Origin of the sequence: Brachybacterium sp. J153 (assembly GCF_036311905.1) — a bacterium.
Lineage (GTDB): Bacteria > Actinomycetota > Actinomycetes > Actinomycetales > Dermabacteraceae > Brachybacterium.
Genome location: NZ_JAZDCH010000001.1, coordinates 35,516 through 48,469, shown reverse-complemented (window position 1 = coordinate 48,469; position 12,954 = coordinate 35,516). Strand labels below are relative to the sequence as shown.

General features: G+C 72.5%; 13 protein-coding genes. 4 read left to right on the top strand and 9 right to left on the bottom strand.

All coding sequences use genetic code 11. The features are described 5' to 3' along the window. Window positions 1-106 precede the first annotated feature (106 nt). On the bottom strand, window positions 107-1,348 hold the full coding sequence (locus tag V1258_RS00190; RefSeq protein ID WP_329747800.1) for a M20 family metallopeptidase: 1,242 nt from the start codon (window positions 1,346-1,348) through the stop codon (window positions 107-109). Between the two features lie 146 nt (window positions 1,349-1,494). Then, window positions 1,495-2,664, bottom strand: a complete 1,170-nt coding sequence (locus V1258_RS00185; protein WP_329747799.1) for a mannose-1-phosphate guanylyltransferase — start codon at window positions 2,662-2,664, stop codon at window positions 1,495-1,497. A 218-nt stretch (window positions 2,665-2,882) separates the two neighbouring features. Between V1258_RS00185 and sdhC the strand changes: the two genes are divergently transcribed. From sdhC to V1258_RS00165, 4 genes are all read left to right on the top strand, one after another. After that, a complete protein-coding gene (gene sdhC / locus V1258_RS00180; RefSeq protein WP_329745100.1) occupies window positions 2,883-3,260 on the top strand; it encodes a succinate dehydrogenase, cytochrome b556 subunit in 378 nt (125 codons plus the stop codon). A gap of 3 nt (window positions 3,261-3,263) precedes the next feature. Beyond that, the gene (locus V1258_RS00175) at window positions 3,264-3,728 is read left to right on the top strand and encodes a succinate dehydrogenase hydrophobic membrane anchor subunit (protein WP_329745099.1); all 465 of its coding nucleotides are present in this window, start codon (window positions 3,264-3,266) and stop codon (window positions 3,726-3,728) included. A 68-nt stretch (window positions 3,729-3,796) separates the two neighbouring features. Continuing rightward, entirely contained in the window at window positions 3,797-5,572 is a 1,776-nt protein-coding gene (gene sdhA, locus V1258_RS00170; RefSeq protein WP_329747798.1) for a succinate dehydrogenase flavoprotein subunit, read from the top strand. Then, window positions 5,572-6,327: a succinate dehydrogenase iron-sulfur subunit gene (locus V1258_RS00165; protein WP_329745097.1), complete on the top strand. Its 756-nt coding sequence runs from the start codon at window positions 5,572-5,574 to the stop codon at window positions 6,325-6,327. Before sdhA ends, V1258_RS00165 begins: the two co-directional genes overlap by 1 nt. An 80-nt stretch (window positions 6,328-6,407) precedes the next feature. On the opposite strand, the gene V1258_RS00160 is transcribed toward V1258_RS00165, so the two are convergent. The 7 genes from V1258_RS00160 to V1258_RS00130 form a co-directional block, all read right to left on the bottom strand. Further along, window positions 6,408-7,277, bottom strand: a complete 870-nt coding sequence (locus V1258_RS00160; protein ID WP_329747797.1) for an alpha/beta fold hydrolase — start codon at window positions 7,275-7,277, stop codon at window positions 6,408-6,410. A 100-nt stretch (window positions 7,278-7,377) separates the two neighbouring features. Then, entirely contained in the window at window positions 7,378-8,199 is an 822-nt protein-coding gene (locus tag V1258_RS00155; RefSeq protein ID WP_329747796.1) for an exodeoxyribonuclease III, read from the bottom strand. Window positions 8,200-8,244: 45 nt separating this feature from the next. Next, on the bottom strand, window positions 8,245-9,144 hold the full coding sequence (locus V1258_RS00150; RefSeq protein ID WP_329747795.1) for a bifunctional methylenetetrahydrofolate dehydrogenase/methenyltetrahydrofolate cyclohydrolase: 900 nt from the start codon (window positions 9,142-9,144) through the stop codon (window positions 8,245-8,247). Window positions 9,145-9,318: 174 nt separating this feature from the next. Next, window positions 9,319-10,587, bottom strand: a complete 1,269-nt coding sequence (gene glyA / locus V1258_RS00145) for a serine hydroxymethyltransferase (protein WP_329745093.1) — start codon at window positions 10,585-10,587, stop codon at window positions 9,319-9,321. A 107-nt stretch (window positions 10,588-10,694) separates the two neighbouring features. Next, complete coding sequence (locus tag V1258_RS00140) at window positions 10,695-11,822, bottom strand: UDP-N-acetylmuramate dehydrogenase (protein WP_329747794.1); 1,128 nt, start codon at window positions 11,820-11,822, stop codon at window positions 10,695-10,697. Continuing rightward, entirely contained in the window at window positions 11,819-12,271 is a 453-nt protein-coding gene (locus V1258_RS00135) for a MaoC/PaaZ C-terminal domain-containing protein (protein WP_329747793.1), read from the bottom strand. Before V1258_RS00135 ends, V1258_RS00140 begins: the two co-directional genes overlap by 4 nt. Before the next feature lie 60 nt (window positions 12,272-12,331). Further along, complete coding sequence (locus tag V1258_RS00130; RefSeq protein WP_329745090.1) at window positions 12,332-12,781, bottom strand: FAS1-like dehydratase domain-containing protein; 450 nt, start codon at window positions 12,779-12,781, stop codon at window positions 12,332-12,334. Between the last annotated feature and the right edge of the window lie 173 nt (window positions 12,782-12,954).

Genomic DNA, 12,954 nt, shown 5'->3' with positions numbered 1-12,954 from the left:
GGGCCGGCGGGCCGGGTTCCCGGCGCTCAGTGGGGGGATCGGTCGGGAGATCAGTCGGGGACCAGTCGGGGATCGGTCGGGAGATCAATCGGGGACCAGCCGAGGATCAGGGGCCGACGGGGTCCCTTTGCACGCAAGCGCTCGCGAGCACCGCCGCGCCGTAGTCGATCGCCCGCTCGTCGATCATCAGATCGCCCATGTGCAGGTCGAAGGTGCGGCCGCCCGGGGTGCGGGTGCCGAGCCGGGCGAGGGCGCCGGGCACCTTCTCGAGGTACCAGGCGAAGTCCTCGCCGCCGAGGGACTGCGCGGTGGGGTCGAGGCGGTCCGCCCCGAGCACCCCGGTGACGGCCGCCGAGAGCACCGCGACCGAGGAGGCGGAGTTCGAGACGGGCGGCACGCCGCGGTCGTGGGTCACGCGGGCCTCGACGCCCCAGGGGCGCACGAGGTCGGCGAGCACCTCCTCGAGGAGCTCCTCGGCCTGGTCCCAGGCGTCGTGGTCGAGGCAGCGCAGCGTGCCCTCGAGGCTGCCGCTGGAGGGGATCGCGTTGAAGGCGGAGCCGGCGTGGATGCTGCCCCAGGTGAGGTTCACCCCGGAGCGGGGGTCCATGCGGCGGCTGAGCGCGGCGGGGAGCTGGGTGGCGATCGAGCCGAGGGCGTAGACCAGGTCCTGGGTGAGGTGCGGCCGGGAGGTGTGCCCGCCCGCGCCGCGCACCTGGATCGCCACGGGATCGGTGGCCGAGGTGATGGGACCGGTCTTCAGCCCGATGTGGCCCACGTCCACGCCCGGATCGCAGTGCAGGGCGAGGATCGAGTCGACGCCGTCGAGCACGCCCTGGCCGATGAGGTCCAGCGCCCCGCAGGGGTGGCGCTCCTCGGAGGGCTGGAAGACCAGGCGCACGCCGCGGCGCAGCGCCCCCTCCTCCGCGACGCGCACCAGGGCGCCGGCGGCGCCGAGCACCGCGCTCATGTGCACGTCGTGCCCGCAGGCGTGGGAGACGCCCTCGACGACGGAGCGGTACGAGACGGTGGTCAGCTCGGGGATGCCGAGCGCGTCCATGTCGGCGCGCAGCGCGATCAGCGGGAGCGTGGGATCGCTGCCGGGGATGTCGCAGATCGCGCCGGTGCCGGCCATGCGCACGGGTGAGAGACCGAGGCCCTCGAGGTGCTCGACGACGTAGTCGGTGGTCCGGTGCTCCGCATGGGACAGCTCGGGATGGCGGTGCAGGTGGCGGCGGACCGCCCGCATCAGGTCGGAGCGCTCGGCGACGGTGCGGGCGATCAGGCCGCCGGGACCGAGGATCCGGGGCGTTCCCGCCACGTCCGTCCGCTGCTGCTGCGTCTGCTCCACCGCTGCACCCTCCCGGCTGTGCGCCCTGATCCGACTGGTCACTCTGGTCGTCCTGCTCCGTCACCACGGCTCCGCGGCCGGCCGGTCCGCGCCGGCTCCGGCACGAGGGTCGGTGCAGGTCCCCGGCGCCGGCTCCCGGGGACGCCTCAGCGCAACCGCTCCGCGTCGGCCCCGTCGAGACCCGCGACGAGGCGGGCGAGATCCTGCGCGTGCTCGTCGGCGAGCACCAGCAGGACGTCGTCGGTGTCGACGATGCTGATCCCGTCGAGCCCGACCAGGGCGACGTGACGATCCGTGGCACCGTACACCGTCGCCCGGGAGGAGACGGCATCGACCCGTGCCCCGCCCAGAACCTGGACATCGGAGCCGTCCGCGCCCTCGCGAGTCACCGTCCCCGTCCCCGCCGCCGACCTGCCCGTCGCCCGCAGCTGCCGGGCAAGCACGGCGAAGTCGCCCACGTCGTCCCAGCCGAAGGCGGCCGGCACCACGGCGACCCGGCCCGCGGCGGCGAGCGGCTCGGCGAGCGCGTGGTCGATGGCGATCGCGGTGAGCGTCGGCCAGAGGCGGTCGAGAGCCGCCCTCTCCCCGGGGGTGCCGAGCATCGCGGCGAGCTCCCGCACCCCGGCGGCGAGCGGGGGCATCCGGACGGCGAGCTCGTCGAGCATCACCCGGGCGCGCACCACGAACATCCCCGCGTTCCAGGAGAAGCCGCCTTCGGCGAGGAAACCCTCGGCCGTCTCCCGGTCGGGCTTCTCGACGAAGCGGGCGACAGGGCGGGCGCCGAGATCCCGCAGCGCCCGGGCGGCGGTGCCCTCGGCGCCGGGGTCCGCCTCCTGGATGTAGCCGAATCCGGTCTCGGGCCCCGTCGGCGAGATCCCGAGGGTCACCAGGAACCCCAGCTCCGCGGCCTTGCGCGCGATCGCGACGGCCGCGGTGAAGGCCTCCTGATCCGCGATCAGGTGGTCGGCGGCGAAGGAGCCGAGCACCGCGTCGGGATGCTCCCGCTCGATCACCGCGGCGGCGAGCGCGATCGCGGGCATGGAGTTGCGGGGCGAGGGCTCGGCGAGGATCCGGGTGCTCGCGTGCCCCGCGGCGTCGAGCTGGGCGCGCACTTCGGCGGCATGGGCCGTCCCGGTCACGACGACCGGCGGGTGATCGGCGAGCGGGGCGAGGCGATCGAGGGTCTGCTGCAGCAGGGAGGAGCCCCTGCCGGTGAGGTCCAGCAGGAACTTGGGGCGGGCTCTCCGTGAGAGCGGCCACAGTCTGGTGCCGGAACCGCCCGCGGGGATCACCGGGACGAAAGGGGCCGAGGGCATGCGGACCAGCATATCCGCGGCCCCGGACCCCGCTCGGGCTCCTCTCCGGAGGCCATGCGGCGACGCGCCCCGGGGCACCCCGTTTGGCACAGAACCTGCACGTCATGGTGCTACGCTGACCGGGTCCCCGTCGGGGGCGATGATCTGTCGCAGCGTCGTGAAACAGTCGCCGCGATGTACCGCGCCCGGCCTCCCCCCGTCGCTTCTGGAGGAACTCCGTGGCATCAGCCCAAACCGGGACGCTCTATCGCGGTCGCGAGGGCATGTGGTCCTGGGTCGCTCACCGCATCTCCGGGATGCTCATCTTCCTGTTCCTGCTGGTGCACGTGCTGGACACCGCTCTGGTGCGCGTCTCACCCGAGGCCTACAACGAGGTGATCGGCCACTACAAGACGGTCGTCTTCGGCCTCGGCGAGATCGGCCTCGTCGGCGCGGTCGTCTTCCACGCGCTCAACGGCCTGCGCATCATCCTGGTCGACTTCTGGTCAAAGGGCACCAAGCACCAGCGCGGCCTCTTCTGGGGCGTCGTCGTGCTGTGGGTCGTGCTCATGGCCGGCTTCCTCCCCCGCCATCTCATGCACATGTTCGGAGCCTGAGCGATGACGACCACCGACACCTCCCTCCCCCCGCTGCCCGACCCCACCACCCGGTATCGGCGCACCGGCCAGCGCGGCATCAACTTCGAGATGCTCTCGTGGCTGTTCATGCGCGCCTCCGGCGTGCTGCTGGTGATCCTCGTGTTCGGCCACCTCTTCGTGAACCTGTGGCTGGGCCTCGGCGTCAAGGGCATCGACTTCGCCTTCGTCGCCGGCAAGTGGGCGAACCCGTTCTGGCAGATCTGGGATCTGCTGATGCTCTGGCTGGGTCTGATCCATGGCGGCAACGGCGTGCGCACGATCATCAACGACTACGCCCGCGGCGACCGGGCGCGGCTGGTCCTCAAGGGCCTGCTGCTCCTCGCCGTCGTGGTGACGATCGTGCTCGGCACGCTCGTGATCTTCACCTTCGACCCGTGCCCGGCGGGCGCGGAGCCGAGCCTGCTGCCGGCGGTGTGCGGGGCCTGATCCCCGCCCGCTGAACCCGGCCCTCGTCCTCCCCCTCCACCCGACTCGGAACGGAGCTGTCCCTCGACATGCAGACCCACACCTATGACGTGGTGATCGTCGGCGCTGGCGGCGCCGGCATGCGCGCCGCACTGGAGTCCTCCAAGCGCGCCCGCACCGCGGTCGTCACCAAGCTGTACCCCACCCGGTCCCACACCGGCGCGGCCCAGGGCGGCATGTGCGCCGCCCTCGCCAACGTCGAGGAGGACAACTGGGAGTGGCACACCTACGACACCGTCAAGGGCGGCGACTACCTCGTGGACCAGGACGCCGCCGAGGTCATGGCCAAGGAGGCCATCGACGCGGTGCTCGACCTGGAGAAGATGGGCCTGCCCTTCAACCGCACCCCCGAGGGCCGCATCGACCAGCGGCGCTTCGGCGGTCACACCCGTGAGCACGGCGAGGCGCCCGTGCGCCGCGCCTGCTACGCCGCGGACCGCACCGGCCACATGATCCTGCAGACCCTCTACCAGAACTGCGTGAAGCAGCAGGTGGAGTTCTTCAACGAGTACTACGTGCTCGACGTGCTGATGACCGGCGACCCCCGGTCCGACGAGGGCGTCCGTGCCGCGGGCGTGGTCACCTACGAGCTGGCCACCGGCGAGATCCACGTGTTCCGCGCGAAGTCCGTGGTGTTCGCCTCCGGCGGCTTCGGCAAGATCTTCAAGACCACCTCGAACGCCCACACCCTCACCGGTGATGGCCCCGCGATGGCCTTCCGCCGCGGCATCCCGCTCGAGGACATGGAGTTCTTCCAGTTCCACCCGACCGGCCTCGCGGGCCTCGGCATCCTCCTCTCGGAGGCGGCGCGCGGCGAAGGCGCGATCCTGCGCAACAGCGACATGGAGCGCTTCATGGAGCGCTACGCGCCGACGCTCAAGGACCTCGCCCCGCGCGACGTCGTGGCGCGCGCGATGGCCAACGAGGTGCGCGAGGGACGCGGCTGCGGCCCCAAGAAGGACTACGTCCTCCTGGACCTCACCCACCTCGAGCCCGCGCACATCGACGCGAAGCTCCCCGACATCACCGAGTTCGCGCGCACCTACCTGGGCGTCGAGCCGTACACCGAGCCGGTCCCGGTCTACCCGACCGCGCACTACGGCATGGGCGGCATCCCCACCAACATCCAGGGCGAGGTGCTCGCCAACGCGACCGACGTGATCCCCGGCCTGTACGCGGCCGGCGAGACCGCCTGCGTCTCCGTGCACGGCGGCAACCGCCTGGGCACCAACTCGCTGCTGGACATCAACGTGTTCGGCCGCCGCGCGGGCATCGCCGCCGCGGAGCACGCTGCGACCGTCGAGCTGGCGGAGCTGCCCGAGCAGGCCGAGATCCCCACCGTCGAGCTGCTGCAGCGTCTCCGGGACCGCCCGGCGACCGAGGACCGCATCGCGAACATCCGCGCGGAGCTGCAGGAGTCCATGGACCTCAACGTCCAGGTGTTCCGCACCGACGAGACCTGCCGCCAGGCCCTCGCCGACATCAGGACGCTCAAGGAGCGGTACGCCTCCGTCGCGATCCAGGACAAGGGCCGCCGGTACAACCTCGACCTGATGGAGGCCGTCGAGCTCGGCTTCCTGCTGGACCTCGCGGAGATCGTCGCCCTCGGCGCGCTGAACCGTCGCGAGTCCCGCGGCGGGCACTTCCGCGAGGACTACGCGACCCGCGACGACGTCAACTTCCTCGAGCACACCATGGCCTACCGCACCCTGCCGGGTGAGGAGGGCGAGGAGGGCACCTCGATCCGTCTGGGCACCAAGCCCGTCGTGATCACCCGCTACGAGCCGAAGGAGCGCACGTTCTGATGACTGCCGTCGCTGAGAAGCCCCAGGCCGAGGCCGGGGCGATCCCCTCGTTCCAGGTGACCCTGCGCATCGCGCGCTTCGATCCGGACACCGACGCCGAGGCGCGCTGGGAGGAGTTCACGGTCACCGCCCACGGCACCGACCGCGTGCTCGACGCCCTCCACGACATCAAGTGGCACCAGGACGGCTCGGTGTCCTTCCGCCGCTCCTGCGCCCACGGCGTGTGCGGCTCGGACGCGATGCGGATCAACGGCCGCAACCGCCTCGCCTGCAAGACCCTGCTCAAGGACCTCGACGTCACCAAGCCGATCACGGTCGAGCCGATCAAGGGCCTGCCCGTCGAGAAGGACCTGATCGTCGACATGGAGCCGTTCTTCGACTCCTACAAGGAGATCATGCCGTTCCTCGTGGCGAAGGGGCAGGAGCCCAGCCGCGAGCGGCTGCAGTCCGCCGAGGAGCGCGAGCGCTTCGACGACACCACCAAGTGCATCCTGTGCGCGGCGTGCACCTCTTCGTGCCCCGTGTTCTGGACCAACGGGCAATACTTCGGCCCCGCCGCGATCGTCAACGCGCACCGCTTCATCTTCGACTCGCGCGACGACGCCGGCGAGCAGCGCCTGGAGATCCTCAACTCGAAGGACGGCGTGTGGCGCTGCCGCACCACCTTCAACTGCTCCGAGGCGTGCCCCCGCGGCATCCAGGTCACCCAGGCCATCGCCGAGGTGAAGCAGGCCGTGATCCGCGGTCGCATCTGACCGCCTGAACGATCAGGCTCCCCCGGGAGCCGACGAGGCCCCTCCGCCCTGGCGGAGGGGCCTCGTCGTGTCGGTCGCGCTCAGTCCCGGCCGGTGGCGAGCACCTCGCGGAGGCGGGCCGCGAAGGCGGCGGGATCACCGGGCTCGGCGGGGTTTCCGATGGCGAAGCCGCCGTGGTCCCCGGGGAAAGTAACCGGCTCGAGGCCGAGCCGGGCGGCGAGCGCGCGGGTGGATCGGGCGGTCAGCGCCTCACCCGTCTGCTCCCCGACGGCGAGGACGAGCCGCTCCCCGACGCCCCGCAGCGCCTCGAGATCGGGCTCGAAGTCGGTCACGGGGGCACTCGCACCGGACAGCAGCGGATCCTCGCGCGTGCCGTCGTCGGCGCCCGGCAGCCCGAACTGCTCCGGCTCGGGCAGGGCCCGGTCGAAGTAGTCCTCCGTGAACTCGCCCTGCCAGCTGCTGAGCGCGATGAAGGCGGCGAGACCCGCGCCCCAGCCACGTTCCTGGTAGGCGCGGCCGACGACCTCGTTCGCGCGCTCGGCGAACCCCGCATCGGGCAGGACACCCAGCACGGGCGGTTCGTGCGCCACGACGCGGGTGAGGTCCTCCGGGTGCGCGGCGAGCAGCGCGAGGGCGGTGACCGCGCCGCCGCTGCTGGCGAACATCTCGACGGGACCGCCCAGTTCCGCGATCAGGGCGTGCAGGTCCTCGGCCTGCCGCCGCGGATCGTTCAGCGCGCTGCCGTCACTGCGGGTGCTGCGGCCGAGGCCCCGCGGGTCGTAGGCGACGACGGTGCGGTCGCCCAGCTCCGCGATGAGGTCGGCGAAGCCGTCGGCGGTCATGGGCTGGCCGATGACCAGCAGCACCTCCCCTCCGTCGGCCGGAGGGAGCGGGCCGTGCACATCGTGGACGATCTCGGCGTCGGGCAGCGACAGGGTGCGGGTCTCCATGGGCACAGGCTAGGTCCCGCCTCTCCGGTCCGAGAAGAGCGGGGGCACAAGAAGGGCGCGGCCTACGGTCTCCGACCGCGACCCCGCCCGGTGCCCCCGCTCAGGCGTAGACGGCCACGAGCGGTGCGTGATCGGACCAGCGGGTGTCGTAGCTGGGGGCGCGGTCGACCTGGACCGTGGTGACCCGCTCGCCGAGCGCCGGGGTGGTGAGCTGGTAGTCGATGCGCCAGCCGGAGTCGTTGTCGAAGGCCTTGCCGCGCTGGGACCACCAGGTGTACGGGCCGGGGACGTCCCCCGCGAGGCGGCGCTGCACGTCGACCCAGTCCCCCTCGACGAGGAGCCGGTCGAGGTAGGCGCGCTCCTCGGGCAGGAAGCCGGCGGACTTCAGGTTGCCCTTCCAGTTCTTGATGTCGTTGTTGGCGTGGGCGATGTTGAGGTCGCCGGTGAGCACCACGTGGCGGCCGTCGGCGCGCAGCTCCTCGAGCCGCTGCATCGTGACGTCGAGGAAGGCGTACTTGTCGGTCATGGTCTGCGGCTTGTCGACGCTGCCGGAGTGCATGTAGCAGGAGATGACCGTCAGGTCCGTCCCGTCGCCGAACGGGTCCTCGAGGTCCGCCTCGAGCCAGCGGCCGGTGTGGGTGGGCTCGGTGAGGCCCGGCAGACCGCGGCGCACCCCCTCGAGGTCGATGCGCTCGAGGCCGGTGCGGGCGGCGATCGCGACACCGGCGCGGCCCTTGAGCTCGGAGGCCTCGCCGACGATGGACCACCCCTCCCCCATCAGATCGGCGAGCAGCTCGTCGGGCGCCCGCACCTCCTGCAGGGTGATCACGTCCGCGGCGGTGGCGGCGAGCCAGTCGGCCATCCCCTTGCGGGCGGCGGCGCGCAGGCCGTTGACGTTGACGGTGGCGAGGGTGAGAGTCATGGTCGCCAGTATGTCAGCGCCGCCCGACGCCCCGGGAGGCCCCGCTCAGGCGGTGCGGTCGAGTCCGGCGGCGAGCTCCGCCATCTCCACCACGTTCTGCACCAGCAGCGCGCGGGTCATGGGTCCGACGCCGCCCGGGTTCGGGGAGATCCACGAGGCGACCTCGGCGACGGCCGGGTCGACATCGCCCACCAGGGTGGCCTTCCCGCCGTCCGGGTCCTCCTGGCGGGAGACGCCGACGTCGAGCACGATCGCGCCGGGCTTGACGTCCTCGGGCCGCACCAGGTGGGCGACACCCGCCGCGGCGACGATGACGTCCGCCCACTTGAGGTGGTCGGAGAGGTCGGCGGTGCCGGTGTGGGTGAGCGTCACGGTCGCGTTGATCTCGCGGCGGGTCAGCAGCGCGCCGATGGAGCGACCCACGGTCACGCCTCGACCGATCACCACGACGTCCTTGCCCTTGAGGTCCAGGTCGTGGCGGAGCAGCAGCTCGACGACGGCGCGCGGCGTGCAGGGCAGCGGCGTCGTGATCGGGCCGTAGGCGTTCAGCACGAGGCGACCGAGGTTCATCGGGTGCAGGCCGTCGGCGTCCTTGGCCGGGTCGATCCGCTCGAGGATCGCATCGGTGTCGAGGTGCTTGGGCAGCGGCAGCTGGACGATGTAGCCGGTGCAGGCGGGGTCCGCGTTGAGCTCGTCGATGACGGCCTCGAGCTCCTCCTGCGTGGTCTCCGCGGGCAGGTGGCGCTGGATCGAGTTCAGGCCGATCTGGGCGCTGTCACGGTGCTTGCCGCGCACATAGGCCGCGCTGCCCGGGTCCTCGCCGACGAGGACGGTGGCGAGGCCGGGCTGCGGGTGGCCGGCGGCGACGAGGGCGGCGACGCGCTCGGCGAGCTCTGCCTTGATGGCCTTCGCGGTGGCCTTGCCGTCGAGGATCTGGGCGGTCATGGGGCTCCTTCCGGGGAGCGCTGGGAACGGTCGGGAACGAGCGCGGGGCCCGGCATCGGCCAGGTCCCGCGAAGGTCAACCAATACGTCTTTCACTCGCAGTCCAGAGGGGAGAGGGGGGAGGGGGAGAGAGAGAGAGGGGTCCCTGGACGGGACCGTCCCCCGCGACGGTCGATCAGTACTGCTGCAGCTCGGGGTACAGCGGCTTCTTGTCCGCGAGCGCCGCGGTGCGGGCGCGGAGGCTCTCGAGGTCCGCGCCGCCGGTGAGGGCGAGGGCGATGACATCGGCGACCTCGGCGAACTCCTCGGCGCCGAAGCCGCGGGTGGCGAGCGCCGGGGTGCCGATGCGCAGGCCCGAGGTGACCCGCGGGGGGCGCGGGTCGTTGGGGACGGCGTTGCGGTTCACGGTGATGCCGACCTCGTGGAGGCGGTCCTCGGCCTGCTGGCCGTCGAGCTCGGAGTCGACGAGGTCGACGAGGACCAGGTGCACGTCGGTGCCGCCCGAGATGACCTTCACGCCCGCGGCCTTCGCGTCCTCGGCCTGGAGGCGCTCGGCGATGAGGCGGGCGCCCTCGAGGGTGCGGACCTGGCGGTCCTTGAAGCCCTCCGAGGCGGCGACCTTCAGCGCGACGGCCTTCGCGGCGATCACGTGCATGAGCGGGCCGCCCTGCTGGCCCGGGAACACGGCGGAGTCGATCTTCTTGGCCCACTGCTCCGTGCACAGGATCATGCCGGAGCGGGGACCGCCGATGGTCTTGTGGATCGTGGTGGAGACGACATCCGCGTAGGGGACGGGGCTCGGGTGGAGGCCCGCGGCGACCAGACCGGCGAAGTGCGCCATGTCGACCCACAGCGCGGCGCCGACCTCGTCGGCGATCTCGCGGAAGCGGGGGAAGTCGAGCTGGCGGGTGTAGGCGGACCAGCCGGCGACGATGACCTTGGGCTGCTCGGCGACGGCGAGCTCGCGGACCTTGTCCATGTCGATCAGGCCGGTGCCGGGCTCGGTCTCGTAGGCGACGATGTCGTAGAGACGGCCGGAGAAGTTGATCTTCATGCCGTGGGTGAGGTGGCCGCCGTGGGCGAGGGAGAGGCCCATGAGCTTGTCGCCGGGGCGGGCGAGGGCGTGCATCACGGCCGCGTTGGCGGTCGCGCCGGAGTGCGGCTGGACGTTCGCGTGCTCCGCGCCGAACAGTGCCTTGGCGCGGTCGATCGCGATCTGCTCGGCGACGTCGACCTCCTCGCAGCCGCCGTAGTAGCGGCGACCCGGGTAGCCCTCGGCGTACTTGTTCGTCAGCACCGATCCCTGCGCCTGCAGCACCGCGCGCGGGACGAAGTTCTCGCTGGCGATCATCTCCAGGGTGCGCTGCTGACGGGCGAGCTCACGGTCGAGGACTCCGGCGATCTCCGGGTCGAGCTCGGAGAGGGACTGATCGAGGACGTTCACGGGGCCTCCTGCGGGGACGGTGGGATGGCGGCGGGCGCCGGTCCCATCCTAGGCCGAGCCGCCCGGGGCGCCCCGGCGTGTTCCGGGAGATGACACCCGGGCCTCCCTCAGAGGTCGACGCCGAGGCGGACCGGCTCGGGCTCGAGCGCGATACCGAACGCCTCCTGCACGCGGGACTGCACGTCGTGGGCGAGGGCGACGATCTCCTCGCTCGAGGCGCCGCCGCGGTTGGTCAGCGCCAGGGAGTGCTTGGTGGAGACAGAGGCGCGGGGCGAGAGCGCGTGGCCGCGCTCCACGCCCGCATGGCTGATCAGCCAGGCCGCGGAGGTCTTCACCAGCCCCTCCCCCGCGGGATACCGCGGAGCACCGTCGGGAAGGCGCTCGGCGACGGCCGCGGGGAGGACCGGGTTGGTGAAGAAGGAGCCCGCGCTCCAGGTGTCGTGATCGGTGGGGTCCAGCACCATGCCCTTGCCGGCGCGGAGCGCGAGCACCGCCTCGCGCACCTCGGTCATCGGCGCCCGCTGCCCGACGGCGACGCCGAGGGCCTCGGCGAGCTGCGCGTAGCGGATGGGCGCGGAGAGACGGCCGAGGGTGTGCTGGAAGGTCACCGAGAGCACCACGTAGCGGCCGGTCGCCGAGGCAACGGGCCCCTCGTAGCGGGTGCGCTTGAAGACGCTGTCGCGGTAGCTGAAGTCGCAGTCGGCGGCGAAGAAGGTGCGGACCCGACTCTCGTGACGGTCCCAGGTGCGCACGCGGGAGATGGTCTCGGCGACCTCCTGCCCGTAGGCGCCGACGTTCTGGATCGGGGTCGCCCCGACGGTGCCGGGGATGCCGGAGAGCGCCTCGAGGCCCACCATCTCGCGGGCGACGGCGTAGCGGACCGCGCGGTCCCAGCTCACCCCCGCGAAGTGCTCGGCGATGGCCCCGCCGCAGGTGGGATCGAGCGGGGTGAGATCCGCGGGATCCACGGGGATGCCGTCGGGTTCCCCGGAGGCGCCGACCTCGCAGGTCGCGTCGAGCAGCGGCGGTTCCTCGGGGTCGCGCAGGAGCACGACGGTGCCCGCGAAGGGCTCGTCGGAGGCGACGAGGTTGGACCCTCCGCCGAGCACCAGCAGCGGTTCGCGCGCCTCGTCGGCGGCGGAGACCGCGGCGATGACCTCGTCGGCGGTGCGGGCCTCGAAGAGATGCCGGATCTCGCCGCCGATCCGCAGGGTGGTCAGCGCGGAGAGCCTCATGCCGCGGCCGGTCCGCCGGCGGGCAGGGTCACGATCGCCCGGGCGCGGCCGAGCACCTTGGTGCCGTCGACCTGCGCGGTCAGGTCGATCCGGGCGGTCCCGGCCGCCTCGTCGATCGCGCCGACGACGGCGACGACCTCGAGGAGGGCGGAGCCGGTCGCGGGGACGGGGATCGGGTTGGTGAAGCGGGTCGAGTAGGAGCGCACCAGCGTCGGATCGCCGAGGACGTCGAGCAGGCCGGTGATCGCGGTGCCCATCGTGAGCATGCCGTGGGCGATCACGCCGGGGAGCCCGGCCTCGGCGGCGACGGCGTCGTTGTAGTGGATCGGGTTGAAGTCGCCGGAGGCCCCGGCGTAGCGGACGAGGGTGTCGCGCGTGATCTCGTGGGAGGTGCGGGAGAGCTCCTGACCGACGGCGAGGTCGGCGAGGCGGAGGGCGGGGGCGGTCATGGCTGCTCCTGGTCGGGACAGACGGGCGGAGTGGGCGGTGGCGGAGAGGCCGGCGGACTGTCAGTCGCCGCGGACGACGAGCATGCTGCGCACACTGGCGACCTCGGCGCCCGCCTCGTCGGCGAGGTCGACGCGGGTGGTGACCATCGCGTGACCGCCGGCGGCGCGCACGGACTCGACGGTGAGCGTGGGGACCAGCCGGTCCCCGGCGACGACGGGGCGCTGCAGAGTGAAGGACTCCTCGCCGTGCACGACGCGGGTGAAGTCGATGCCCGCCGCCGGGTCCTCGATGTACTGGGCCTCGGTCTCCTGGGCGAGGGAGACGAGGAAGGTCGGCGGGGCGACGAGGTCGGCGTGGCCGGCGGCGCGGGCGGCCTCGACATCGGTGTGCAGCGGCGAGCTCGCGCCGGTCGCGCGGGCGAACTCGGCGATCTTCGCGGCCGAGACGGTATGCGCGGGGCCGGCCGGGTACGTGCGGCCCGCGAAGGACGGGTCGGGAGCGGTGGTCATGTCATCTCCGGGAAGGGGGCGCGGCGCGGGGCCGACGGTGCGGACCCCGCGATGATCTCAGGTCCGTCCGCGTCACGGGAGCTGCGGCGCGCTCGACGCGCTGCGCACGCGGACCGGGATGCACGAAAGGCCACCCGGGACGAGCCCGTGTGGCCTTTGGTGTGCTCGCGAGG

Bases quoted from the DNA above. Each gene is read 5' to 3' on its own strand.
- V1258_RS00140 (WP_329747794.1), bottom strand. From the start codon at position 11,822: ATGAGGCTCTCCGCGCTGACCACCCTGCGGATCGGCGGCGAGATCCGG.
- V1258_RS00165 (WP_329745097.1), top strand. From the start codon at position 5,572: ATGACTGCCGTCGCTGAGAAGCCCCAGGCCGAGGCCGGGGCGATCCCC.
- V1258_RS00160 (WP_329747797.1), bottom strand. From the start codon at position 7,277: ATGGAGACCCGCACCCTGTCGCTGCCCGACGCCGAGATCGTCCACGAT.
- V1258_RS00135 (WP_329747793.1), bottom strand. From the start codon at position 12,271: ATGACCGCCCCCGCCCTCCGCCTCGCCGACCTCGCCGTCGGTCAGGAG.
- sdhA (WP_329747798.1), top strand. From the start codon at position 3,797: ATGCAGACCCACACCTATGACGTGGTGATCGTCGGCGCTGGCGGCGCC.
- V1258_RS00155 (WP_329747796.1), bottom strand. From the start codon at position 8,199: ATGACTCTCACCCTCGCCACCGTCAACGTCAACGGCCTGCGCGCCGCC.
- V1258_RS00185 (WP_329747799.1), bottom strand. From the start codon at position 2,664: ATGCCCTCGGCCCCTTTCGTCCCGGTGATCCCCGCGGGCGGTTCCGGC.
- V1258_RS00130 (WP_329745090.1), bottom strand. From the start codon at position 12,781: ATGACCACCGCTCCCGACCCGTCCTTCGCGGGCCGCACGTACCCGGCC.
- V1258_RS00150 (WP_329747795.1), bottom strand. From the start codon at position 9,144: ATGACCGCCCAGATCCTCGACGGCAAGGCCACCGCGAAGGCCATCAAG.
- V1258_RS00175 (WP_329745099.1), top strand. From the start codon at position 3,264: ATGACGACCACCGACACCTCCCTCCCCCCGCTGCCCGACCCCACCACC.